Origin of the sequence: Streptomyces sioyaensis (genome assembly GCF_004122735.1) — a bacterium.
Classification (GTDB): domain Bacteria; phylum Actinomycetota; class Actinomycetes; order Streptomycetales; family Streptomycetaceae; genus Streptomyces; species Streptomyces sioyaensis.
This window is the reverse complement of the sequence record NZ_SDIF01000042.1, coordinates 32323-53262: the sequence shown is the minus strand read 5'-3', so window position 1 is coordinate 53262 and position 20940 is coordinate 32323. Positions and strand designations below refer to the sequence as shown.

Here is a 20940-nt window from a genome sequence, read left to right as displayed (position 1 = left end):
GCGGCGGGTCCGGGCGGGGTGGGCTCCTGATCGGGCAGTGCTGGACGCTCTGCCGCGGCGTCGGCGTCGGCGTCGGCGCTGACGCCGACATCGGCCTCAGCATCGGGATCGGCATCGACCGTGGCCTCGGTTGCGTCCACTGCCGGGGTCGGCGCGGCGGCCGGGTTCACGGCCAGCAGGAGTGCGGAGGGGAGCCAGACGGTGCCGGTGACCCCGCCGCCCGGCGTACGGCTGAGGGTGACCCGGATGCCCGAGCGCCGGGCGAGGTTTCCGACCACGAACAGGCCGAGGACCTTGGTCGGTACGAGGTCGAGCCGTTCCCGGCGGACCAGCCGGGAGTTCTCCTCGTCGAGCCGTTCCGCGCTCATGCCGAGGCCGTGGTCGATGACCTCGATCAGGGCGCCACCGTCCGAGGTGACGTCGGTGCCGGGCCGGACGACCACCTCGACGGGGGTGTCGGACGGGGAGAACGAGACCGCGTTCTCCAGCAGTTCGGCGAGCATCAGGGTCAGGTCGTCGGTGATGTCGGGCGCGACGGTGACCTCCGTCTCGGACCGCAGGGACACCCGCTGGTACCCCTCGATCTGGCCGAGCCCGGCCCGGATGACGTTGACCAGACTGGTCGGCCGGGCCTCCAGCTCGGCGTCCCGGATTCCGGCGAGCAGCATCAGACTGTCGGCGTTGCGCTGGAGGCGGACGGCGATGTGGTCGATGCGGTACATCCGCTCCAGGACGTCGGGGTCGGTCTCCTCGCGTTCCACGGCGTCGATCAGGATGAGCTGGCGTGAGGTGAGGTTGCTGACCCGGCGTCCGACGTTGCCGAACATCTCGGCGACGTTGCGGCGGCTGAGCACCTGCCGCTCCAGCAGGGCCGCGGCGGTGACCTGCACCTGGTTGAACGCCTCGGCCAGGTGGCCGATCTCGTCGCGGACCGGGACGGGGATCGGCCGCGGCTGCAGCGGGGTGCCGTCCGCCGACTCGTCGTCCTCGACCCTGGCGAGTTCCTCGCCGGCCACGTCGACGACCTGCTGGGCGGCGCCGGTCAGGGCCGCCAGTGGACGGACGACCGAGCGCCGGACCAGGACGGAGAAGGCCAGCCAGGAGGTGAAGCCGACCAGGGCGAGGGCGAGCATCGCCAGCGCGTTGTCCAGGGCGCTGCGGGAGAGGCTGTCGGACCGGGCGGCGATCTGGTCGATCAGCGTCCGGGTGATGGTGAGGCGGGCCTCGGCCTGCCGGGTTCCGGCGGCCATCGCCTTGCGCAGCTCATGCGGGGTCTGACCCTGAAGGGAGCCCGGATCGATCTGGAGCTCCGCGTACTGGGCCGCGATGCCGTTCGCCTCGGCGTCCCGCTCGATCCCGCTCAGGCGCAGGACCTGGTCCGGGGAGGCGATCCGGCCGAAGCGTGCGGACTGTTCCTCGTAGAGCTTGTGGGCGCCGACCGCGCGGGTGTACTCGGTGAGCGCGTTGGCATCCCGGGTCTGGGCGGAGAACACCCCGCTCTCGAAGGCCGCGTGGGCGGCGTCGGCGCGCAGTACCGTGTCGAGGAGGTTGGTGACCGAGGACGACGAGGTGCCGACGAAGCGGTCGAGGCCGATGCCGTCGATCAGGTAGCCGACCGCGGCGGCGTAGGCGGGGTCGATGGTGGCGGCCGGAACCGATCCCCGTTCGACCTTGTCGCGCAGCACGGCAAGGCTCCTGATGTACGCGAGGGCCCGCGCCTCGTCCTTCGACAGCCCCGCGCCGAACGCGGCACGCACGGCGGTGACCTGTTCGTCGGTGTCCTGCTGCGTACGACGGTAGGCGGCGGTCGACGGCAGCGCGGCGCCGGGCCGGGCCGACTCCTGTTCCACGGACAGCAGCAGCGCCTGCCGGTGTTCGGCCTCGACGTCGTTGATCAGCCTCGTGACGTGCTCGCTGTCACGCACCAGCTCCGCGGTCCGGCTGGCGTCCATGGCCTTGTCGATCTGCGTGTCGACGCCGATGCCCAGCAGTACGCCGACGACCGCGACGGGCGCGATCACCAGAACGTTGAGTTTCCGCCGGAACGGCCATCTGTCCAGGAGGGCACTCGTCTGCTGACGGAACCTCGGCCTCCACGGTGAACGCCGGGACGGGTCCGGTCCGTGTGGCGGGTCCACTGTGTCCACAGACACCCAGGCCTCCTTACGACGTGCTCCTGAGCGGTGACCGAGGTGGTGTTGTTGCCGACCGCCGACGACGGGGGGACTGCGACGCTTGCGAATTTCGCCCGAAATGCGAGCGAAAAGATTGCGCCACATGTCCAACCGGCCGTGAACACTACCGCGTGGGCTCGGGCATGCAAGACGTGCCTCAGCAATGGCCAAGAGGTATTCAACTCTTTGTCACTTTTGGCACGTTGCCCCCACGGGGCGAGCAGCGCCGGACGAGACGAGGGGCGGCCGGTGTCCGTAGGGGGCCGCTGCCCGTAGGGGCTGGTGTCCAGGGGTATGGCAGGCCCCGGCCGGGTCGTCCCGTACGGGGTTCGGACCCAGGCGGCTACACCGACTCTCCCCAAGGCGGATGCCTCTCGGGGAATTGCCACCCGTAACCTGTCTCCCCCCACCCCAACCCGTATCCTCATCCTGCCCTGCGAGGAGACCCGTGCACCCCACCCGCAAGGCGGTCGTGACAGCCGCCGCACTCCTGGTCATGGCCACTGCCGCCGGCTGCGAACCCGGCGGCGGCGCCACCGCGTCCCACCGGAGCGCCGCCAAGCCGGGGTGCCCCACCGCCCTGTCCAGAGCCAAGCAAGCCGTCAAGAAGGCCGAGGCGGTCAACGCCCCCTGGAGGGGTCCGACCACCGGTCCCAAGGCCGTCCACGGCAAGTCCGTCGTCTACATCGCTCAGACCCTGACCAACCCCGGCGTCGCCGGAGTCGCCCAAGGTGTCCAGGAAGCCGCCAAGATCGTCGGATGGCGCGCCCGCACCCTCAACGGCCAAGGCACGCCCGCCGGCCTCCGGGCCGCCTTCAAGCAGGCCATTCACCTCAAGCCGGACGGCATCGTCATCAGCGGTTTCGATCCCGGCGTGGCCCCGGACGAGGTCAAAAAGGCCAATTCGGCGGGAATTCCGCTGATCGGCTGGCACGCCAACCCGGCCCCCGGTCCCGTTGACGACCCGAAACTCTTCAGCAACGTCACCTCCCGGGTGGAGGACGTCGCGAAGATCAGCGCCGACTGGATCATCGCCCGGTCCAACGGCCGTGCGGGCGTCGTGCTGTTCACCGACGCCACGGTGCCCTTCGCGAAGCACAAGTCCGACCTGATCAAGAAGGAACTCGCCACCTGCTCCGAAACCAAGCTGCTGAGCTACACCAACATGCCCATACCCCAGGTCAACAGCCGCGCCATCGGGGAAGTCCGCTCCCTGATGGCCCGTTTCGGCCGCAAGTGGACCTACTCCGCAGCCATCAACGACCTGTACTTCCAGCACGCCGCCCCCGCCCTGCGCGCCGCGGGCAAGGACGGCGCCGGCGCCCCCTTCAACATCGGTGCCGGTGACGGCGACCCGTCGGCCTTCCAGCGCGTCAACGGCAAGGAGTTCCAGGCCGCCACCGTGCCCGAGCCGCTCTCCGAACAGGGCTGGCAGATCGTCGACGAGTTCAACCGCGCCTTCACCGGCGCCAAGGACAGCGGGTACGTCGCCCCCGTCCACATCACCACCGACGCCAACAGCGGCGGCGCACTCTCCTGGGACTCCGAGGGCTACCGGCAGGCCTACCGAAAGATCTGGGGCGAATGATTGACGTGTCCTCCTGGGCGGAGGTCTGACGTGGCGAGTGGGAGGGCCCGCCACTTCGCACCGCTCGCGGCGCGGTTACGGCGGGCGGGCGGTCGTCTCGGTGGCGGACCGCCTCAGTGGCGGCCGTGTGCAGAGTCTGCGGCTCCTCCGAAGAGCCGGCCTACCGCGCGGAAGGGCAGGGTGACGACGGTGGCGATGGCGCCGCCGATCGCCCGGATCACATCTGCGATCGCGCTCAACATGGGCGGACCTCCGTCCTGACTGCCCGGCGAGCCGGGCGTCGGTGCCACTGCGCGACCGTCCGCGCGATGTTGCCCGGCTGTCAGGCATGACCTGGGAGGACTCGCCTGACAGCCCTGCGAACGGTCCCAATTCACTATAGGTGCGCGTCCCGATGTCGGCATTTCAGCGGAAAGCGGCATCGAGGGGGTGGTCAGATGCCTGCCAATGTCCCCGTCCACGCCCTTCTCACTCATGGCGACGAATCGGTTACCGAAGGTGGGTCACGTGGGTCGCGGTCGAGTCCGGAGTTGTTCCGGGAAGCAGTGAGCCCAGCGGTCCCAGGTCCAGATTGAGGTCGCTCATGGTGAGTCCGTAGCGGCGGCAGAGTTCCGACATCCGGTCTTCGAGAATCATCAGCGTCATTCCGATCCGCTCTTCCTGGTCCGCACTCAGATCGCCCTGGTCGACGCGGTGCAATGCGGTGCGCTCCATGAGCTGCCGCAAGAGCTCGACGATGGTCAGCACCAATCTGATGAGATCTCGTTCGACGGTCTCCGGATCGGTCTTCAGCCGCTGGGTCAGGTCGCTGCCCGACCGCCGGTCGTTCGTCCCGGCCGGTATCAGATCGAACGCCCGGGCCGCGGCTCGGGCGACCTCTGCGAAGGCGGGGTGGGGTGCGGTGTGAGGGTCTTCCGGCACGGGGCCGTCCTCCTCCTCGTTGTCGTCGTTGCAGAGAACTGCCGTGCACAGCAACGGAGTTGGTCCGTCCGATCACCACGGCGCCGGGTCGTCGGGCGTGATCGAGTGAATGACCGCACGCAGATTTATCCGGACCAGGTCGACATCGGCGATCGACAGGACGAGATCTCCGGTGAGGACCGCGCCACCGTTCAGCAGGCGGTCGAGAAGGTCGATCAGGGCGACCTGACGCCCGGCGAGCGGCTCCGCCACGGAGCGGTCCGTCGCAACCTCCATGTCGTTCATGTGCCCGCGCCCGCCGTGGGGGGTGTGGCGAAGGAATACGGTGCCCACGGGCCGGTGATCTCGACATGAACGCCGGGCACGTCGTCGGCCAGACCCGTCAACGCCTGGTGGAACTGTCCTGTCCGCTCGGCGGGTACCAGATAGGCCTCGTTGGAGATGTTCTCGCCCGGGCCCGAAGCCAGATCGCCCTGCTGTGGACGGTGCGCGGCCCTCGCCCGGGCGAGCGCGGACACCCGGTCCGGTACGGCACCCGCGACCGCCCCCGCCGCACGGTACGCATCGCGGTGACGGCGCCGCTGCGCCCGGCGTTGTTGCAGGTACGCACGGCCGGAGCGGACCGGCGCGGAGGCGGAGCCGGGGGCCGGTGCCGGGGTCGGAGCTGGTGGGGCCGCGGCCGGTGGGGTCGCGGCCGCCTCGCGTGGGTCCGCGTAGACCTTGACCCCCAGCTCGACATGGCCTTGGAGCCAAGTGAGCAGCTCGCCGAAGTCCGCTCGGCGCTCGTGGAGCATCGACCGGACCCGGGCGTCGTCCAGGTAGACCGTGGCCAGCCGCATGGGGAGCACGGTGGTGGTGGCGTATGCGGCTTCGATCACCGCGTGATGCGTACGGGCGACGGCCGCCAGCTCGGACAGGTCCTCCAGCCGTGCCCGCATGCCCTCCTCGCTGTATGCGTCGGCCGGCACGGAGGACACGAGTGCGGACAACTCGCCGCAGGTGACCGTCCGGAGGGGGCCGTTGTCCAACCCGGTGAGTTGCGGGGCCCTCGTATCGAGTGCCGTGCCTGCGCGGCTGAGGGCGTAGACGTACGAGACCGTGGTGCCGGGATCCGTGGGGGTGTCGGGTCGGGCGAGTCGAGTGGCGCCCGCCTGGGTCGCAGTGGCGCCCGCTTCGGTCGGCGCGGCGTCCACTTCGGTGATCTGGGCGTCGGTGTGCACCGTGTTCACCGTTCCTCCTCCTGCTGCGGCTGCGGCGTTCCGTCGCTGAGGGAGCTCTTCGGCAGACCGACGGCAGCCCGCAGTTCGGCGAGCTCGGCGCGCAGCCGAGAGTTCTCCTCGGCCAGGCGGTCGCTGCCCGCCGCCGGGGCGGGTGCGTCCGCGACCTTCTGGCGGGGCTGGGCACGGGAGGAGAGCGAGGGATCGTGCTCCCACCAGTCGATGCCCATCTCCTTGGCCTTGTCGACGGAGGCGACGAGCAGCCGCAGTTTGACGGTCAGCAGCTCGATGTCGAGCAGGTTGATCTGAATGTCGCCCGCGATGACGACGCCCTTGTCCAGGACGCGTTCGAGAATGTCAGCCAGGTTGGCGGACGAGCCTTGCCCGCCGTACGGGGACATCCCGGAGGACGGCCCCATACGGCCGGCCAGTGAATCAGACACGTGATCAGCCTCATCTGTGCGTCAGTTCAGGTGGGACAGGGCTGGTGAGGGGTTGCGGACAGGGCTATGCGCCCTCTTCGTCTTCCACGGCGTCGGCGTGCTCGACGACGACCTTGCCGTCGCGGATTTCGCCCCGCCAGCCGTCGGTGGCCTCGCCTCGCATCATGAGGAACTTCCGGTACTGCTTGAGGTCGAGGCGGGCGCGCCGGCCCTGGGCGCGCCAGAGGTTGCCGGTCTTCTCGAAGAGGCCCTTGGGGAAGTACTCAAGGACCAGCAGCACTCGCGTCAGGTCTTCGGTGAGGGGGTGGAAGGTCACCACGCCCTTGACCGTTCCCTTGGCGCCCTCGGTGGTCCAGGTGATGCGCTCGTCGGGCACTTGCTCGGTGACGTTCGCCCGCCAACTGCGGGTGGACTTGGCGACCTTCACCTTCCAGTTGCTGGTGGTGTCGTCGGACGGCTCGACGCTCACGACACCCTTGGCGAAGGTGCTGAATTCCTGGAATTGCGTCCACTGGTCATACGCGTCGCGCACCGGCACACCCACATCGATGTCCTCGACGATCGTCACGCTCCTGGACGCGCCGCCCCCGCTCTTGCGGCCCGCGCCGAACAGGCCCTTGATCTTGTCCTTGACGGTGTCCTTGAGCTGCGAGGCGCCAGCGGTCAGCGCGGCCTGTGCCGGTGAGCTGCCCGCACCGAGCGCCTTGCCGCCCTTGGCGAGGCCGTTGAGGAGCGCGCCCGAGCCGTGGCCGGGCTCGCCGAGTCGGGCGACGCTTTCGCCCAGCCGGCGGCCGAGGCCGGTGATGGCGTGCTGCGCCCGGGCCTGGAGGTACCGCTGGAATTCTTCCTTGAGTTCGTCCGCGGCCGGGCTCGCCGCCACGTCGTCCTTCACCTTGCTGAAAGTGGACTCAGTCATTGCGGCCCCCGCGGTCAGCCGTCCTGCGTGCCGCCCCGGAGGCCTTCTTCCGGGCGCCCGTGGCGGTCTTTCGCGCACGCGAGGCGGCCTTTCCCGTCCCGTGAGCCGCCTTGTCCGTGGCGGCGGCCTTGGCACCACCGGCCGACTCGGCCGTTTTCGCAGATGCCCTTGTCGATGCCCTTGTCGTTGCCTTTGTCGTTGCCTCCGGGGTCGAGTCGAGGTCCGCGTCGCCGAGTTCCAGGGTCCGCTCCTGCAAGGAGTCGGTGAGCGCAGACATGCGCTGGGTGAGCGCGGTGCTGACCGCCGACTTCGTGGCGTCCACGAGTTCGCTGCGGACCTGGTCGTGGAGAGGACCGAGGACCGGTGAATCGGCCACCAGTTTGCTCAGCTGCTTCGGGTCCAGGGGCAGCCGCTTGCCGGCGAGGTACATGCCCAGTCCGATGGCCAGCTTGGCCTTCTTCGTACGTCCCAGGACGTAGCCCCCTACGAGGGCCACACCTATCTTGGCGTTGCTCATCATCTCTCGTACACCTCGTTCTCCTCGTGATCAGGAGTCGGTACGCAGCCGCTGCTGGTGGGCCTCCAGCCACTCCAGGCGGTCCAGTAGTTCGTCTTCGCGCCGGTCGAACTCTGCAGGCGTCATGCTCCCGTCGAGCAACTGCCGTTCCATGTCCCGCAGTTCCTGGCGTACGGGCTCCGGGTCGTAGTACTCGCGCTCCGCGGTGAGCAGCACCTGGTCGAGTACCCAGACCGTGCCTCGCACCGGGGCCAGCGGAAGGGTCAGGATGTTCGTGAGGAGGCCCATGGGGGTGTCTCCGCTCGACGGCGTGGGCGGGTGTGGGCAGCCGGTTCAGACGAAGCTGTACGGCGGCAGCGGGCCGTTCAGGCGGAACGTGTAGGCCACGCCGCGCTGTTCGGCCTCCTGCTGGACAGCCTCGGAGAACGCTGCGGTCTTTTCCCGCCTGACCAGGAACGACACGTTCAGGAAGTGGGACTTGGTCGGGTCGGCGACCGAGGTACGTTCCGTTGCCGGCGTGAGGCGGGCCACCATCTCGGCGCACATACGGTCCTGCCGGGCATGGACCTCCTGGGAGACCAGTTCGCCGAGTGCCACCCGGTCGTGGTGCGCACCGGGATCGCGCCGGGTGCGCTCGTTGAGCCGCCGTACGGCGACGGACTCCGCCATGATCTCCCGCAGCAGGTCGTCCTCGTCGCGGGCGACCTTGAGATGGAACTCCAGGCAGCCGGCGATCTCCTTGAGGCGTTCGGTGTAGGCGTCGCGCTGCTCCTCCAAGACGGCCGCGACCTGGTCGTCGTCGGGCCCCACCAGGCCGAACCGCATCGGCAGCGCGGTGCCGTCGGCGAGCAGGCGCTCCTGCACGCTCTGGTGGGCGACCAGATCCCTGCGCTTGGCCCGCAGATCCGCCGGCGCGTCGCTGACCACTGCGCTCAGCTGCTCGGTCCGGACGGTGCGCAGCTCCGCTGCGGGGTTGCCGACCCCTGCGATGCCGTCCAGACGGAGCGGGTGGTCGGCATCGGTGATGGCGTAGACGTAGGTCGGCACGGTCACTCCTCCCGGCGGCGGGCCGTTCGGCGCTTGCTGGACGCGGAAGATTTGCGTGCCGGGCGCTCCGCTTCCTCCTCCTGCTCGGGTTCCTCGTGACCCTTCTGGAAGGAATCACTGAAAGCCTCGATGGCGCCGGTCAGTGCGCCTTTGGACTTTCCTTTGGCGCCGTCCTCGGTCACCTCGCCGACCAGATCGGTGAGTTGACTGGGCGCCTTGCGGCCCGATTCCAGATCCAGTCGGTTGCATGCCTCGGCGAAACGCAGATAGGTGTCCACGCTCGCCACGACGACACGTACGTCGATCTTGAGTATCTCGATCCCGACGAGGGAGACGCGGACAAAGGCGTCGATGACGAGTCCTCGGTCGAGTATCAGCTCAAGGACATCGTAGAGATTTCCTGAACCACTCCCACTGCTCGGTGCATTGGATTGCTGGACGACAGTCACGATCGATCTCCCCTTCCAGTGCGTTGGAGCGGGTCTTGGAACGTTCGTGATATCTGGCGAGCGTCTTTCCGTTCACCTCATCGGTCGATGTGACCCCTGGCATAGCGGCGGGTGCGCTCGTATCCCACGAGTTCACCCTGTTCGTCGAGGTGGACGCGGTAGGAAGCCATCACGCTCGTGGTGTCCGGAACGCGTCGGATCTCCACTACTTCCACATCCGCCGACCAGCCGTCGTCGGTGCCTTTGAGTGCGGATACCGAGTCGGGCTCGCAGGGGAGCATCTGGGCGAGTTGCGCGGCGGCGTGACGTATCGCCGCGGGAGCGCCGATCCGTTTCGGGCCGCTCTTTCCTTCCGTGCTCTCCGTCGTTTCCATGATCCCGTCCGTTGCACGTCGTGGTGTGGTGGTCCTGTTGCAGTCCCAAGTGCCAAGTGCGGGTGGCCGTTTGGGCGGTAGAACACCGCTTGCCCGACGGCGTCGAACGTATGCGTGGCGACGGCTGAGGCGCTCCCTGCCGCCCCTGGAGCAGCATCTGGCGGCAGTAAATGATCGCTGGTGGCAGCGCCACTGACGAGGAATCAACGGATACCGGTAACAGCGAGCAAACGTCCGGGGTTTCAAAAAGGCAGGAGTGGCGAGACGAATGGTATGAGTGACGAACGAAAGAAGTCCGACGGCCCCTGGGGGGCGGTGCAGCGCGAATCCAAGGCGGCTGCCTCCAAGGGAAGGAAGGCTGCCGAACATACGGCTCGCGTCGCCACCGAGGAAACCGCGGCGGCCGGTGATCGTGCCAAGGCCCCCTGACGCGACTTTGCCCACGGCCGTATCTGAGCCGACCCCGCCTCCCTCACCACACCTGAATACTCCCGGTCGCCACATCCGGCGCTTTCCGCCGGAGGGCGAACTCACTGCGTGGAGTCGAAGTCCCCTGTTCGGAGGTTGACTCTCATGGTTCCCCTGCTTCTCGTCCTGCTTCTGGCGCTCCTTCTCTTCGGTGCCGGATTCGCCTTGAAGGCCCTATGGATCGTCGCCGTTGTCGTGCTGGCGTTCTGGCTGCTCGGTTTCCTGATGCGGTCGACGGGCGCCGCCGGTCGGCGCGGCCGCTGGTACCGCTGGTGACTTCACCGTCCGCGCGGGCTCCTCGCAGCTGACTGCTGCGGGGAGCCCGCGCCGCCGCAATAGAATGAAGAAAACCGATTCGGCGAGCACAAAGAGGCGGTGCACAAGGAGACCGCGCGCAAAAAGATCGTGCAAAAAAGACCGCGCGCAAAAAGGCCGCTGAATTCCCCTGGAAATGCGCAGCCGCCGGCGTTCCGCCCTTCCGGCCGCCGGGCGGCCCACCACGACGGGAGGGTTCCCATGACGGACACCATCTGGAGCTTCGAAGGAACGACGGGCTACCAGGCAGGAACCGACCTGACCGGCTTCGACGTCGAGGCGATCGACGGCAGGATCGGCAAGGTCGACAAGCACTCCGAGGAGGTCGGCACCGCCTACCTGGTCGTCGACACCGGGATATGGATCTTCGGCAGGCATGTCCTGCTGCCGGCCGGAACCATCTCCTCCATCGACGTCGAAGCGACCACGATCTACCTCTCCCGCACCAAGGACGACATCGCGCACGCCCCCGAGTTCGACAAGGACAAGCACATCGACGATGACGACTACCACCAGAGGCTCACGGGCTACTACGGCGCTCCCCACTCCTGACCGGCCAGGTGTCGTGCAGGGAACCCCGGGCATCGCGCACCAGAAGTGGAACGGCACCGCCGCGGCCTTGACCAGCAGACCGGTGAGGACGAGGACGAAGGCGGCGATCACCGGCGCGTCCGGGCCGCCGGGCCGGGCGTGGAGGGCGCTGCCGATCTGGGCGAGGCCGAGTTCCCCGGTCCGGGCGTAGTGCGCCGACCCGCGCACACCCGTGGCTGGCGCCACGGCCCCACCGGCAGGAACTGACGTGGAACATGGTGCCCGTCTCCTGAACGTGACCGCGGGGGCGCTGTGGTGGCCCGCAGAGGCAACTGCGGGCCACCACAGCTCATGTGACGGTCCACAAACCGTCAGCCCGTGCCGTCCGCCTGACCCGTGTCCCCGGCGTGCCGGCGTCGTGCGCGCTCCAGGGCGGCGTCGAAGTCGCGCTGTGTGTCGTCGCACCAGTGCAGCAAGTCGGTGAGGGCGTGCTGCAAGGTCTCGCCAGGGCTGCGGTGCCAGCCCTCGGCGGAGAGGGTGTACGTCCGGAGGGCCTCGTTGGCGCGGGTGACCGCCGCGTCGTGCGCCTGTGGCGTTGCCATGCTCGGATCTCCTGTCGAAGCGGTCCGTCCTGTGCTGACGGCCCGAATCCGACGCCGTCCCAGAAAACTATAATGGACTGCATATTTGGAGTAGGGTTCAATTTATCTCGGCCGTCGGCTTTCCGGGGTGGGGCGGCACTTCATGAGGAAACGGGGCGGGCACGCATGGCCACGGCAACGCACGAGCTGCGTACGGTGACGGCCGTCCGGTATGTGACCCCGCTCAGGAGCGGCGGCTCGGTCCCCGGCATCGTCGAGGCCGACGACCTGGGGACGTACGTCGTCAAATTCACCGGCTCGGCGCAGGGGCGCAAGGCGCTCGTCGCCGAGGTCATCGTGGGGGAGCTGGCGCGGCGACTCGGGCTGCGGGTACCGGAGTTGGTGCTGGTGCAGTTCGACCCCGCGGTGGCCGAGGCGGAACCGCATCAAGAAGTCCAGGATCTGCTGCGCTCCAGTGCGGGGCTCAATCTCGGGATGGACTACCTGCCGGGAGCCGCCGACGTCACGCCGCACGCGCCGCAGGCCGATCCGGTGGAGGCCGCCAGGATCATCTGGCTGGACGCGTTCACCGCCAATGTGGACCGTACGGTGCACAGCTCGAACCTCATGGTCTGGCCGACCTCCGGTCACCAGGAGCCCCGCTTGTGGCTCATCGACCACGGCGCCGCGCTCGTCTTCCACCACCGGTGGGAGAGCGCGGCGGACGCGGTGGGAAAGGCCTACGACTTCCGTCATCACGTGCTCGGCTCCCCGTTCCCGGACGTGGCGGAGGCGGACGCCGACCTCGCACCCCGGGTGAGCGCACGGCTGTTGCGCGAGGTCGTCGCGGCCGTCCCGGACGAATGGCTGCGCGAGGAGCCGGGCTTCGCCACGCCGGACGAGGTCCGGGATGCCTATGTCGCCCACCTCGCAGCGCGCGCGAAAGTCTCCGCCCGGTGGCTTCCGGGGAACGTCCGCGGGGACGGGCAGGTCGGTGCATGAACGCCCATGAGCAGCGCGGTTAGGCTCCTTTCATGAGCGAAGGGCTGCGGGAGCGCAAGAAGCGGCAGACACGGCAACACCTTTCCGAGGTGGCCATCGGCCTGTTCGTGGAGCGTGGCTTCGACCAGGTCACCATTGCCGAGGTCGCGGCGGCGGCCGAGGTCTCGGTCAACACCCTCTACAACTATTACGAGGCCAAGGAAGACCTCGTCCTGCCGCCGGACGAGGCCTCCCCGCAACGGCTCGCCGATATCGTGCGCGCCCGGCAGCCCGGGGAGTCCGCGGCCCGGGCCGTGCTCGCCCACCTCCGGGACGAACTGCGCCGCCGCGACCGCACCGTGGGCCTGACCGCGGGCTTCGGCCCGGTCTTCGCCATGATGCGGGCCGCCCCCACGCTCACCGCCCGCCTGGAGGACCTCGGCCGGCAGATGACCGAGGCACTCGGCGTCGTCCTGGCCGAGGAGACCGGGGCCGCGCCGGACGACCAGACGCCGCGCGCGGTGGCCTCCCAGATCGGGTGGTTCCACTCGCTGGTCTACAGCGAGATCGGCCGACGCCTCGTGGCGGGCGAAAAGCCGGACACCATCGCGGCGGCCGTGCTGGAACTCCTCGATCTCGTCGAGGATCTGCTGGGGGAACGCACGCTCACCTATGCCCTCCGCGAGGACTCGTCAGCTTCCGCCTGACGCGGGCGGACCGCTGGGGTCCGCGAAGATGCCCTCCAGCATCCCGGTGACCTGGCCCACCTCGATCAGATGGCCGTCCGGATCGCGGAGGTAGCAGCGGATCTCGGCCTTGCGGTCGATCGGCTCGGTCAGGAACCGCGCGCCCTTGGCGACGGCCTGCTCGTAGAAGGCCGCGATGTCGGCCACCCGTACGTTGAGGAACGCCGACACCGGGTCGCCGGGCTCGGGCGGGGTGAGGGTGACCTCGGGCTTGTCGGGGGTCGGGCCGCCGCCGGGGTTCATGATGATCCAGCCGTTGGCGATCTTCACGATGCAGGGGTTCTCGGCCAGCACCACCTCACCGCCGAACACCTCCGCGTAGAAGCGGCGGGACACGGCGACGTCCCGCACGGTCAGGAAGTGGGTCAGGACGAGCCCCTCAGCGGGTGTCGGCCAGTCGTCGTGATGCGTCATCAGGTGATCCCTTCGGCTGGGTGGGCGCGCTGTCGTTCCCCGTGGTGCCGTCGAAGCCGTCCGGTGCCGGTGCGGGAACCCCGTGTACGTCCCACACCGCGGCGGGCCGCCGCTACCGGACGGCGTTCCAGCGCTCCGGATCGATTTCCAGCGCCGCCCGGTCCCATCCGGCCCGGTCGGCGGCTGCCTCGTAGGTGCTGTACAGGAAGCGGGAGAGCGTCCGGTCGGGGTCGTCGGCGCCGCGCACCGTCTCGTACGGCAGCAGGAACTGACCGTTTTCCGGGCTGTAGAACGCCTCGGAGGGGGCCACCGGAGCGTCCGCGAAGCCGTCCGGTTCGGGGTAGGCGTAGGCGTAGAAGGCGCCCTCGTCCCCGCCGCCGGGCCAGAATCCGCAACTGCTCAGTTCGCGGGAGTAGCCCTCCACCATGACCCAGTCGCCGCAGTTCGGCGCGCCGCCGGGGTGCCGGGGAGCGCTGCGCCCGGAGAAGCGGGTGCAGGCCAGGTCCATGGCGCCCCAGAAGAAGTGGACCGGGCTGACCTTCCCGGCGAAGGCGCTGCGGAATTCCCCCAACACCCGGTTGGCCTGGAGGAGTTGTCGCCAGAACAGCTGCGCCGCACGCGGGTCGTAGGTGTGGTGCCGGTAGTCCTCCGCGAACGGGATCGCCGGCTCGATCTCATTGGGATGCCCCTGGATCGTGGTGGGGACGTCCAGCTCCTCCAGGGCCCGCAGGACACGGGCGTGGAAATCGGCCACCGGCATGGACTCCAGCGTGATGCGACGGGTGCCGCCGTCGCTGGTGCGCAGGTGCAGCGTGTGGTCGAGGAAGTCGAATTCGATGTCGAAGGCGCCCGTGCCGTGGGGGACGGCGGAGGTGGTCAGTCCGCGCGGGCTGACGTAGAACGTTACCTGCCACCAGTGGTTGACGAGCGGCGCGTGCGCCAGCCGGACCTTGCCGACGATCTGGGTCCACATGTGCAGCGTCTCGCGGGTGTCGGTCCAGTCGGCCACCCGCAACTGCGGCCACTCCGTAACGGTTCGGGAGGTGTGCGTTGTCGCCATGGTTCCTCCGCTCCGTGGCGTCGGACGCTCCAGGGCAGGACGTTCCTGGGCAGGGCGTCTCCCCGGTACGGCGCCCCGGTCCCGGGCCGGGCCCGTGCGGGCCGGGGCGGTCGGGGGACCGGCGACGGAGCCGGACCTGCGCGGTGTGTCACCGCCCGGCCGCCACGCCGTTCCGACGGCGGTGGGCCGCACCCCCGTCCGCTCTCCACCTTGCCCAGGGCCCGTGACCTCCGGCAACTCGGCACCGGCGGGTCATGCCGGTGCCGGTGCCGAGTGCGTGGTGGCGTGCGGTGGTCATCCGCAGCCACCCGGCAGCTCACCGCGCGGCGGGCGTTCCCCGTGTGCGCCACGCCTCCTCGTCCTCCCCGGTACACCCCCTGTGAGACCGGGTACGCGCGGGCGGAGCCGTAGTCGCCCGCCTCCACGCCCGCGCCCAGCGACGCCCGCCCGTGTGCGGGCCCGCCCTCCGTACGGGCCCGTACGCCGGCCGGAGCCGGTACGGGGCGGGCATCGCAGTGCCGAGCCTCGCGCCGAGGCCGCGTTGGTCGCTTACGCGGCGGGAGACGGCACGCCCCCGGATGCGGAGTTACGCCGCCGCGCCGGGTGCCAGGGAGGTGACGCTGAACTCGTCGCCGCAGACCTGCAGTCCGGAGGCGCGAGCGGTCATCGACTCCTTGGAACCGGGCGGGTACGCCTGCACCGAGGCCCCGGCCGGCCAGCAGCCGGAGCCCTTCGTCCCCTGGGCGACCGTGTGCAGCACCGCATGGGCGCTCTTGCCGGGAGCGAGCGTGACGGCCGCGCCCGCCGCGCCTTCACGGGTGGCCGGCTTGCCGACCGACTGCCCGTTCTTGGCCAGCAGCGAGACCCCGGGGAAGCCGCGCAGGGTGCAGGACGCCTTGCCGCTGTTGGTGAAGGTCAGCGCGTAGCGGATGTTGCCCGCGCCCTGGTCGGGCTGCCCCAGCGACATGCGCAGCGACGCCGCGGTGCAGCGGTTCGACGAGTGGTCCGTGGACGCGGCGCCCCGTGCGGCGGTGGGCTGCCCCGAGTCCGCCGATCCGCCGGTGTGCTGCGAACCGGCTCCGGTGCCGCCCCCGTTGGCACCGGACGCCGCGCCCGAAGAGCTGCCGTCCGAGGCGGCGGACGACGGGCTCTTCGCGCTGGCGGGCTTGCCGTCCTGGCACGCCGTGAGCGCGGCCGCGGCCGTCACGGCGAGCAGCGCGGCAGCGAGGGTGCGGGTGTGGCGGGGGGAGGGCTGGGGGGACATGGTGCTCCTGATCTTCGGCCTGGCAGATGAGCTGTGCTGCACTCGGGTACCTGCTCCCTGGGGGCAGGCGCCGCAACACCCCTGACGCGTACGGCGGTCAGGTGGGGCCGGGTGTTGCGGCGAGCAGGGACAACCCTTCCGGCGATCACTGTCGGTTCACTAACGGAGTGCTAACGTCCGGCTGCCGCGGTGCGGTGCCGGCCCCTCACGCCCCCGGAGCGCCCGTCCGGAGCCCGTCCATGACCAGGTCGAGGAGGCGGCCGGCGCGTGACTGCCAGTCGCTGTGCGGGTCGATCTGCCAGAGGCCGGCGATGGCGAGGACGAAGTCGTCGGGCGTCACGTCGGGGCGGATGGTGCCGGCCTCCTCGTTCGCCTTCAGGAGGAGGGTCACGGCCGAGGTCACCGGGCCGTGGCCCAGGCCGGCCAGGCTGCCGCGGGCGCTGGTGGCCTTGCGCATGGCATCGGCCAGGCCGGCCTTGGCCATGGCGTACTGGGCGAGCCGGTCCATCCACTCCCGCAGGGCCTGCTCGGGTGCGCGGGTTTCGAGCAACTGGGAGGCGGCGTCGGCGACCTGCTGCACCTCGTAGCGGTAGACCTCCAGGACGAGTGACTCGCGGTTGGGGAAGTTGCGGTAGAACGTCCCCTGCCCGACGCCCGCCTTCTTCGCGATCGCGCTCAGCGGGGCGTCCGCGGAGTGCGTCAGCTCCGCCAGCGCCACTTCCAGGATGCGCTCGCGATTCCGTTGCGCGTCCGAGCGCAGGGGTGCGTCCTTGTGCTGCTGCACTCGTCCTCCTTCCGGCAATCACGGGAAAGCCGGTCTTGCTAACCGGACAGTTGTCCGGTAGTTTCAATGGAGTGGACAGTTGTCCGTTTAGGTCCACCATAGCGGCAGATACGGCCGGAGTGGTGGTCGGTGACGGGGGTCGGTGAGTGGTGACCGATGGTGCCCGTCGCCGGTCCGTCTCCCGTCGCCCCCGCCGTGGCCGCCGAGCTGACGCCGCCCGCACCGAGTCGTCCTGCACAGAGCCCTTCCTCCCTGACTGCCCGTGAGCTTCCCGCCCGGCGCTCCCGGTTCCGCGGCACGGGGACCGTCCGACTTCCGAGGGACCCGCCGGCATCAGGCCCGCGCCCCGACGCCCGCCGCGCCTGACACACGCGAAAGAAGGCTGACCATGGCCCCACCGACGTCCAGCGCCGTCACCCTGCGCATCAACGGCGAGAAGCACACGCTGCCCGTCGATCACCGCACCACCCTGCTCGACGCGCTGCGCGAGCAGCTCGATCTGACCGGCACCAAGAAGGGCTGTGACCAGGGCCAGTGCGGCGCCTGCACGGTGCTGCTCGACGGGCGCCGGGCGGTGTCCTGCCTTCAGCTCGCGGTCGCCGCCGAGGGGCGCGAGATCACCACCATCGAGGGGGTGGCGGACGGCGAGCGGCTGCATCCGGTGCAGCAGGCCTTCCTCGACCTCGACGGCTACCAGTGCGGCTACTGCACGCCGGGGCAGATATGTTCGGCCCTCGCGGTGATCGAGGAGCATGCGGCCGGCTGGCCGAGCGCCGTGACCGCCGATGTACGGCCCGAGGCGGGCGTGCCGGCGCTCACCGCCGACGAGATCCGGGAGCGGATGAGCGGCAACCTGTGCCGCTGCGGCGCGTATGTGTCGATCGTCCAGGCGGTGGCCCGGGCGGCCGGGGCCGCGGGGGCCCCGGTGGTGCCGCGGCAGGGGACCGGCCCGGGCGACGCCGGCGCCCCGGCGGACGGGGAGGCGGCGGCATGAGGGAATTCGGCTATCGGCGGGCGCACGACGTCCATGGGGCGGTCGCGCTGCTCGCCGCCGAGCCCGAGGCGCGCCTGCTCGGCGGCGGCACCAATCTCGTCGACCTGATGAAGACCGGAGTGGAGCGGCCCGCGCTGCTCATCGACGTACAGGACCTTCCCCTCGACCGGATCGAGGTCACCCAGGACGGCGGTCTGCGCATCGGCGCGACGGTCACCAACAGCGCACTCGCCGCCGATCCCGAGGTCCGGCGCCGCTATCCGGCGCTGGCGCAGGCCGTGCTGTCCGGTGCCTCGGGGCAGTTGCGCAACATGGCCACGGTCGGCGGCAATCTGCTCCAGCGCACCCGCTGCGGCTACTTCACCGACCCGGCCGCGGCGTGCAACAAGCGCGTCCCGGGCGCCGGGTGTCCGGCCATCGAGGGCGAGCACCACAACCACGCGATCCTCGGGGCCTCCGGGCACTGTGTCGCCGTGCACCCCTCGGACATGGGGGTGGCGCTCGCCGCCTTCGACGCCGTCGTCGGGTACGAAACGGCAGACGGGCCGGGGGAGTTGCCCCTGGCGGAGTTCTACCTCCCGGTGGGGGACACCCCGCATCTGGAGACCGCGCTGCCGTCCGGCGCGCTGATCACCGGGCTCCGTCTCCCGCCGGCTCCGGTCGCCGCCGTCTCCCGTTACCGCAAGGTGCGCGAGCGCGCCTCGTACGCCTTCGCGATCGGCTCGCTCGCCGCCGCCCTCGACGTCCACGACGGCACGGTCCGCGAGGTCCGGCTCGCCTTCGGGGCGGTGGCGTCCCGGCCGTGGCGGGCCCGGACGGCCGAGCGGGTGCTGACCGGGGGGCCGGCGAGCGCCGAGGCGTTCGCCGCCGCCGCGGATGCCGAGCTGGCGGCCGCCGAGGCGCTGCCCCACAACGGCTACAAGGTGACGCTGATGCGCAACCTCGTCGTCGCCCTGCTGACCGAGCTCACCGAGGAGGCCGCGCGATGACCACGACGACCACGGGAACCACCGCGGTGACGGGAGCGGTCGGCGCCGCCCACACCCGCCTGGAGGGCCTGGCCAAGGTCACCGGCGCGGCGCGCTACGCCGGCGAGATCCCCTTCGCCGAACTCGCCCACGGCTGGCTGGTGTTGTCCACCATCGCCCGTGGACGCATCCGCGCCGTGGAGTCCGCCCCCGTGCTGGCGATGCCCGGAGTGCTCGCCGTGCTCCACCACGGCAACGCCCCGCGCGTCGACGGCAACTACACCGGGCCTCTCGGGGCGCCCGACCCGGTCGTCCAGGTCTTCCAGCACGACCGGGTGCCGTACGCCGGCTGGCCGGTGGCGCTGGTCGTCGCCGAAACGCCCGAGCAGGCGAGGGAGGCCGCCGAGACGCTGGTGGTCCGCTACGACCAGGAGCCGCACGAGGTCGCGTTCGCCGCCGGGCATCCGGACAGGTACACGCCGGAGAACTCCCCGCAGTCCCCGGCGGAGACCGAGAAGGGCGACCTGGCGGCCGAACTCGCCGCGTCCGCCGTGGTGGTGGACGCGCAGTACACCACTCCCGAGGAGCACCACCATCCACTGGAGCCGCATGCGGCGATGGCGCGCTGGGACGGCGGCCGGCTGGAGGTCGTCGACTCCAACCAGGGCAGCAGATTCGTGGCGGAGGAACTCGCGAACCTGTTTTCCCTCGACCCGGCCTCTGTACGGGTACGGTCCGAGCACGTCGGCGGCGGCTTCGGCTCCAAGGCCCTGCGCCCGCACCAGGTGCTCGCCACCATGGCGGCGACCGTCCTCCAGCGCCCGGTCCGGGTGGTCCTGACGCGCCGCCAGATGTTCTCGGTCGTCGGCTACCGCAGCCCCACCGCGCAGCGGATCAGACTCGGCGCCGACGCCGACGGACGGCTGCGCGCCTTCGACCACCAAGGGGAGTCCGTCACCTCGACGGTGCGTGAATTCATCGAGCGGAGCGCCGACATGGGGCGGGTGATGTACGACGCCGCCGCGCACCACACCGTCAACCGCGTCGTACGGCTCGATGTGCCGACCCCGAGCTGGATGCGTGCGCCGGGCGAGGCGCCGGGCTCGTTCGCGCTGGAGTCCGCGCTCGACGAACTCGCCGAGAAGTGCGGACTGGACCCGATCGCGCTGCGGGCCCGCAACGAACCGGCGGCGGGTCCGGTCTCCGGGCTTCCGTTCAGCAGCCGCAAGCTGCTCGCCTGCTTCCAGGAAGGCGCCCGCCGATTCGGCTGGGCGGACCGGGACCCGCGTCCCGGCCGGCGGCGGGACGGGCGCTGGCTGCTCGGCACCGGCACGGCGGCGGCGCATTTCGCCGCGCGGGCCGCCCCATCCACGGCGTCCGTGACGGCGGAAGCGGACGGCGACTTCATCGTACGGATCGCCGCGGCGGACATCGGGACCGGCGCGCGCACCGCGCTGACCCTGATCGCCGCGGACGCGCTGGAGGTGACGCCGGAGCGCATCCGGATGCGGATCGCGGACAGCGACTTCGGCCCGGCGATGATCGCCGGCGGCTCGATGGGCACCCGCTCCTGGGCCTGGGCGGTCACCGCCGCGGCGCGCGAACTGCGGGAGCAACTCGCCCTGGGCGGCGGGATACCCCCGCAGGGGATCACGGTGCGGTCGGACACCACCGCCGCGATCGCCGCGCTGGCCCAGAAGGAACGGCACGCCTTCGGGGCCCAGTTCGCCGAGGTCGCCGTCGACGTCACGAGCGGTGAGGTCCGCGTACGCCGGATGCTCGGCATCTTCGCCGCCGGCCGGATCGTCAATCCGCTCACCGCCCGCAGCCAGTTCATCGGCGGCATGACCTGGGGACTCTCCATGGCGCTGCACGAGGAGGCGGTCCGGGACCGCGCCTCGGGCGCCCCGGTCGGCGCCGACCTCGCCGGCTATCACGTCGCCGCGCACGCCGACGTACCCCCCATCGAGGCGGACTGGGTCGACGACCCGGACGAGGACGATCCGGTCGGCATCAAGGGGATCGGTGAGATCGGGATCGTCGGCGGTGCGGCGGCGATCGCCAACGCGGTCTGGCACGCGACCGGGGTGCGCCACCGGGACCTGCCGATCCGCCCCGACCGTGTCCTGCTGGCGGGAGGCGGCGACCGCGCCGCCGGCTGAGCCCGTCCGCACGTCCGCGGTGCCGC

Annotated in this window: 26 protein-coding genes and 1 pseudogene; 9 read left to right on the top strand and 18 right to left on the bottom strand. The window is 70.5% G+C overall.

Going from position 1 to position 20940, the window contains the following annotated elements; translation table 11 throughout:
• Positions 1-2021 (bottom strand): ATP-binding protein (locus EST54_RS16835; RefSeq protein WP_135796890.1); only part of this gene is annotated, 2021 nt, incomplete at its 3' end.
• Between the two features lie 601 nt (positions 2022-2622).
• Between EST54_RS16835 and EST54_RS16830 the strand changes: the two genes are divergently transcribed.
• A complete protein-coding gene (locus EST54_RS16830; protein ID WP_129248450.1) occupies positions 2623-3762 on the top strand; it encodes a substrate-binding domain-containing protein in 1140 nt (379 codons plus the stop codon).
• Positions 3763-3875: 113 nt separating this feature from the next.
• Here EST54_RS16830 and EST54_RS35910 read toward each other — a convergent pair whose 3' ends face one another.
• The 11 genes from EST54_RS35910 to EST54_RS16775 all read right to left on the bottom strand — a co-directional run bounded on the left by EST54_RS35910 (position 3876) and on the right by EST54_RS16775 (position 9646).
• Positions 3876-4004, bottom strand: a complete 129-nt coding sequence (locus EST54_RS35910) for an LPFR motif small protein (protein WP_006601851.1) — start codon at positions 4002-4004, stop codon at positions 3876-3878.
• 247 nt (positions 4005-4251) lie between these two features.
• On the bottom strand, positions 4252-4683 hold the full coding sequence (locus EST54_RS16820; protein WP_129248448.1) for a gas vesicle protein K: 432 nt from the start codon (positions 4681-4683) through the stop codon (positions 4252-4254).
• Positions 4684-4755: 72 nt separating this feature from the next.
• Positions 4756-4968 (bottom strand): gas vesicle protein, encoded by a 213-nt coding sequence (locus EST54_RS16815; RefSeq protein ID WP_129248447.1) that lies wholly within the window; start codon positions 4966-4968, stop codon positions 4756-4758.
• On the bottom strand, positions 4965-5912 hold the full coding sequence (locus EST54_RS16810) for a GvpL/GvpF family gas vesicle protein (RefSeq protein ID WP_244942544.1): 948 nt from the start codon (positions 5910-5912) through the stop codon (positions 4965-4967). The genes EST54_RS16815 and EST54_RS16810 overlap by 4 nt, the downstream gene beginning before the upstream one ends.
• Positions 5909-6343 (bottom strand): gas vesicle protein GvpJ, encoded by a 435-nt coding sequence (gene gvpJ, locus EST54_RS16805; RefSeq protein WP_244942543.1) that lies wholly within the window; start codon positions 6341-6343, stop codon positions 5909-5911. The genes EST54_RS16810 and gvpJ overlap by 4 nt, the downstream gene beginning before the upstream one ends.
• 64 nt (positions 6344-6407) lie before the next feature.
• Positions 6408-7259, bottom strand: coding sequence for an SRPBCC family protein (locus tag EST54_RS16800; protein WP_244942542.1), 852 nt, complete (start codon positions 7257-7259; stop codon positions 6408-6410).
• On the bottom strand, positions 7252-7776 hold the full coding sequence (locus tag EST54_RS16795; RefSeq protein ID WP_244942541.1) for a hypothetical protein: 525 nt from the start codon (positions 7774-7776) through the stop codon (positions 7252-7254). Before EST54_RS16795 ends, EST54_RS16800 begins: the two co-directional genes overlap by 8 nt.
• A gap of 30 nt (positions 7777-7806) precedes the next feature.
• A complete protein-coding gene (locus EST54_RS16790) occupies positions 7807-8064 on the bottom strand; it encodes a gas vesicle protein GvpG (protein ID WP_129248445.1) in 258 nt (85 codons plus the stop codon).
• Between the two features lie 45 nt (positions 8065-8109).
• Positions 8110-8823 (bottom strand): GvpL/GvpF family gas vesicle protein, encoded by a 714-nt coding sequence (locus EST54_RS16785; RefSeq protein ID WP_129248444.1) that lies wholly within the window; start codon positions 8821-8823, stop codon positions 8110-8112.
• Between the two features lie 2 nt (positions 8824-8825).
• Entirely contained in the window at positions 8826-9272 is a 447-nt protein-coding gene (locus EST54_RS16780) for a gas vesicle structural protein GvpA (RefSeq protein ID WP_093487028.1), read from the bottom strand.
• 77 nt (positions 9273-9349) lie between these two features.
• Positions 9350-9646, bottom strand: coding sequence for a gas vesicle protein GvpO (locus tag EST54_RS16775; RefSeq protein ID WP_129248443.1), 297 nt, complete (start codon positions 9644-9646; stop codon positions 9350-9352).
• Between the two features lie 273 nt (positions 9647-9919).
• On the opposite strand from EST54_RS16775, the gene EST54_RS34080 reads away from it, so the two are divergent.
• From EST54_RS34080 to EST54_RS16765, 3 genes are all read left to right on the top strand, one after another.
• On the top strand, positions 9920-10075 hold the full coding sequence (locus tag EST54_RS34080) for a hypothetical protein (protein ID WP_154074023.1): 156 nt from the start codon (positions 9920-9922) through the stop codon (positions 10073-10075).
• Positions 10076-10219: 144 nt separating this feature from the next.
• Positions 10220-10390 carry a hypothetical protein gene (locus EST54_RS16770; protein ID WP_030983248.1) on the top strand — a complete coding sequence of 57 codons (171 nt, stop codon included), beginning with the start codon at positions 10220-10222 and terminating at the stop codon, positions 10388-10390.
• Positions 10391-10630: 240 nt separating this feature from the next.
• Positions 10631-10981 carry a PRC-barrel domain-containing protein gene (locus EST54_RS16765; protein ID WP_129248442.1) on the top strand — a complete coding sequence of 117 codons (351 nt, stop codon included), beginning with the start codon at positions 10631-10633 and terminating at the stop codon, positions 10979-10981.
• 6 nt (positions 10982-10987) lie between these two features.
• On the opposite strand, the pseudogene EST54_RS36175 reads toward EST54_RS16765, so the two are convergent.
• Together EST54_RS36175 and EST54_RS16760 are read right to left on the bottom strand one after the other, a co-directional pair.
• Positions 10988-11170, bottom strand: a pseudogene (locus tag EST54_RS36175) (proton-conducting transporter transmembrane domain-containing protein); the annotation flags it as partial.
• 161 nt (positions 11171-11331) lie between these two features.
• Positions 11332-11562, bottom strand: a complete 231-nt coding sequence (locus tag EST54_RS16760; RefSeq protein ID WP_129248441.1) for a hypothetical protein — start codon at positions 11560-11562, stop codon at positions 11332-11334.
• A gap of 165 nt (positions 11563-11727) precedes the next feature.
• Between EST54_RS16760 and EST54_RS16755 the strand changes: the two genes are divergently transcribed.
• Both EST54_RS16755 and EST54_RS16750 read left to right on the top strand, forming a co-directional pair.
• On the top strand, positions 11728-12543 hold the full coding sequence (locus EST54_RS16755; protein WP_129248440.1) for a HipA family kinase: 816 nt from the start codon (positions 11728-11730) through the stop codon (positions 12541-12543).
• A gap of 32 nt (positions 12544-12575) precedes the next feature.
• Complete coding sequence (locus EST54_RS16750; RefSeq protein WP_129248439.1) at positions 12576-13229, top strand: TetR/AcrR family transcriptional regulator; 654 nt, start codon at positions 12576-12578, stop codon at positions 13227-13229.
• Here the strand turns inward: EST54_RS16750 and EST54_RS16745 are convergent.
• The 4 genes from EST54_RS16745 to EST54_RS16730 form a co-directional block, all read right to left on the bottom strand.
• Positions 13215-13682, bottom strand: coding sequence for a VOC family protein (locus EST54_RS16745; protein WP_129248438.1), 468 nt, complete (start codon positions 13680-13682; stop codon positions 13215-13217). The genes EST54_RS16750 and EST54_RS16745 overlap by 15 nt on opposite strands.
• A 112-nt stretch (positions 13683-13794) precedes the next feature.
• The gene (locus EST54_RS16740; protein WP_129248437.1) at positions 13795-14742 is read right to left on the bottom strand and encodes a DUF5996 family protein; all 948 of its coding nucleotides are present in this window, start codon (positions 14740-14742) and stop codon (positions 13795-13797) included.
• A 586-nt stretch (positions 14743-15328) separates the two neighbouring features.
• A complete protein-coding gene (locus EST54_RS16735; RefSeq protein WP_129248436.1) occupies positions 15329-16006 on the bottom strand; it encodes a DUF4232 domain-containing protein in 678 nt (225 codons plus the stop codon).
• A gap of 205 nt (positions 16007-16211) precedes the next feature.
• Positions 16212-16790 carry a TetR/AcrR family transcriptional regulator gene (locus EST54_RS16730; protein WP_129248435.1) on the bottom strand — a complete coding sequence of 193 codons (579 nt, stop codon included), beginning with the start codon at positions 16788-16790 and terminating at the stop codon, positions 16212-16214.
• A 388-nt stretch (positions 16791-17178) separates the two neighbouring features.
• Between EST54_RS16730 and EST54_RS16725 the strand changes: the two genes are divergently transcribed.
• From EST54_RS16725 to EST54_RS16715, 3 genes are read left to right on the top strand one after another with little or no spacing between them, the layout of a single operon-like run.
• Positions 17179-17784, top strand: a complete 606-nt coding sequence (locus tag EST54_RS16725) for a 2Fe-2S iron-sulfur cluster-binding protein (RefSeq protein WP_129248434.1) — start codon at positions 17179-17181, stop codon at positions 17782-17784.
• Entirely contained in the window at positions 17781-18773 is a 993-nt protein-coding gene (locus EST54_RS16720) for an FAD binding domain-containing protein (protein WP_129248433.1), read from the top strand. The genes EST54_RS16725 and EST54_RS16720 overlap by 4 nt, the downstream gene beginning before the upstream one ends.
• Positions 18770-20914, top strand: a complete 2145-nt coding sequence (locus EST54_RS16715; protein WP_129248432.1) for a xanthine dehydrogenase family protein molybdopterin-binding subunit — start codon at positions 18770-18772, stop codon at positions 20912-20914. Before EST54_RS16720 ends, EST54_RS16715 begins: the two co-directional genes overlap by 4 nt.
• Positions 20915-20940 lie beyond the last annotated feature (26 nt).

Excerpts from the sequence above, each read along its gene's own strand:
- EST54_RS35910 (WP_006601851.1), bottom strand. The coding sequence starts at position 4,004 with ATGTTGAGCGCGATCGCAGATGTGATCCGGGCGATCGGCGGCGCCATC.
- EST54_RS16815 (WP_129248447.1), bottom strand. The coding sequence starts at position 4,968 with ATGAACGACATGGAGGTTGCGACGGACCGCTCCGTGGCGGAGCCGCTC.
- EST54_RS16800 (WP_244942542.1), bottom strand. The coding sequence starts at position 7,259 with ATGACTGAGTCCACTTTCAGCAAGGTGAAGGACGACGTGGCGGCGAGC.
- EST54_RS16795 (WP_244942541.1), bottom strand. The coding sequence starts at position 7,776 with ATGAGCAACGCCAAGATAGGTGTGGCCCTCGTAGGGGGCTACGTCCTG.
- EST54_RS16790 (WP_129248445.1), bottom strand. The coding sequence starts at position 8,064 with ATGGGCCTCCTCACGAACATCCTGACCCTTCCGCTGGCCCCGGTGCGA.
- EST54_RS16775 (WP_129248443.1), bottom strand. The coding sequence starts at position 9,646 with ATGGAAACGACGGAGAGCACGGAAGGAAAGAGCGGCCCGAAACGGATC.
- EST54_RS34080 (WP_154074023.1), top strand. The coding sequence starts at position 9,920 with ATGAGTGACGAACGAAAGAAGTCCGACGGCCCCTGGGGGGCGGTGCAG.
- EST54_RS16770 (WP_030983248.1), top strand. The coding sequence starts at position 10,220 with ATGGTTCCCCTGCTTCTCGTCCTGCTTCTGGCGCTCCTTCTCTTCGGT.
- EST54_RS16765 (WP_129248442.1), top strand. The coding sequence starts at position 10,631 with ATGACGGACACCATCTGGAGCTTCGAAGGAACGACGGGCTACCAGGCA.
- EST54_RS16760 (WP_129248441.1), bottom strand. The coding sequence starts at position 11,562 with ATGGCAACGCCACAGGCGCACGACGCGGCGGTCACCCGCGCCAACGAG.
- EST54_RS16755 (WP_129248440.1), top strand. The coding sequence starts at position 11,728 with ATGGCCACGGCAACGCACGAGCTGCGTACGGTGACGGCCGTCCGGTAT.
- EST54_RS16750 (WP_129248439.1), top strand. The coding sequence starts at position 12,576 with ATGAGCGAAGGGCTGCGGGAGCGCAAGAAGCGGCAGACACGGCAACAC.
- EST54_RS16745 (WP_129248438.1), bottom strand. The coding sequence starts at position 13,682 with ATGACGCATCACGACGACTGGCCGACACCCGCTGAGGGGCTCGTCCTG.
- EST54_RS16740 (WP_129248437.1), bottom strand. The coding sequence starts at position 14,742 with ATGGCGACAACGCACACCTCCCGAACCGTTACGGAGTGGCCGCAGTTG.
- EST54_RS16735 (WP_129248436.1), bottom strand. The coding sequence starts at position 16,006 with ATGTCCCCCCAGCCCTCCCCCCGCCACACCCGCACCCTCGCTGCCGCG.
- EST54_RS16725 (WP_129248434.1), top strand. The coding sequence starts at position 17,179 with ATGGCCCCACCGACGTCCAGCGCCGTCACCCTGCGCATCAACGGCGAG.
- EST54_RS16720 (WP_129248433.1), top strand. The coding sequence starts at position 17,781 with ATGAGGGAATTCGGCTATCGGCGGGCGCACGACGTCCATGGGGCGGTC.
- EST54_RS16715 (WP_129248432.1), top strand. The coding sequence starts at position 18,770 with ATGACCACGACGACCACGGGAACCACCGCGGTGACGGGAGCGGTCGGC.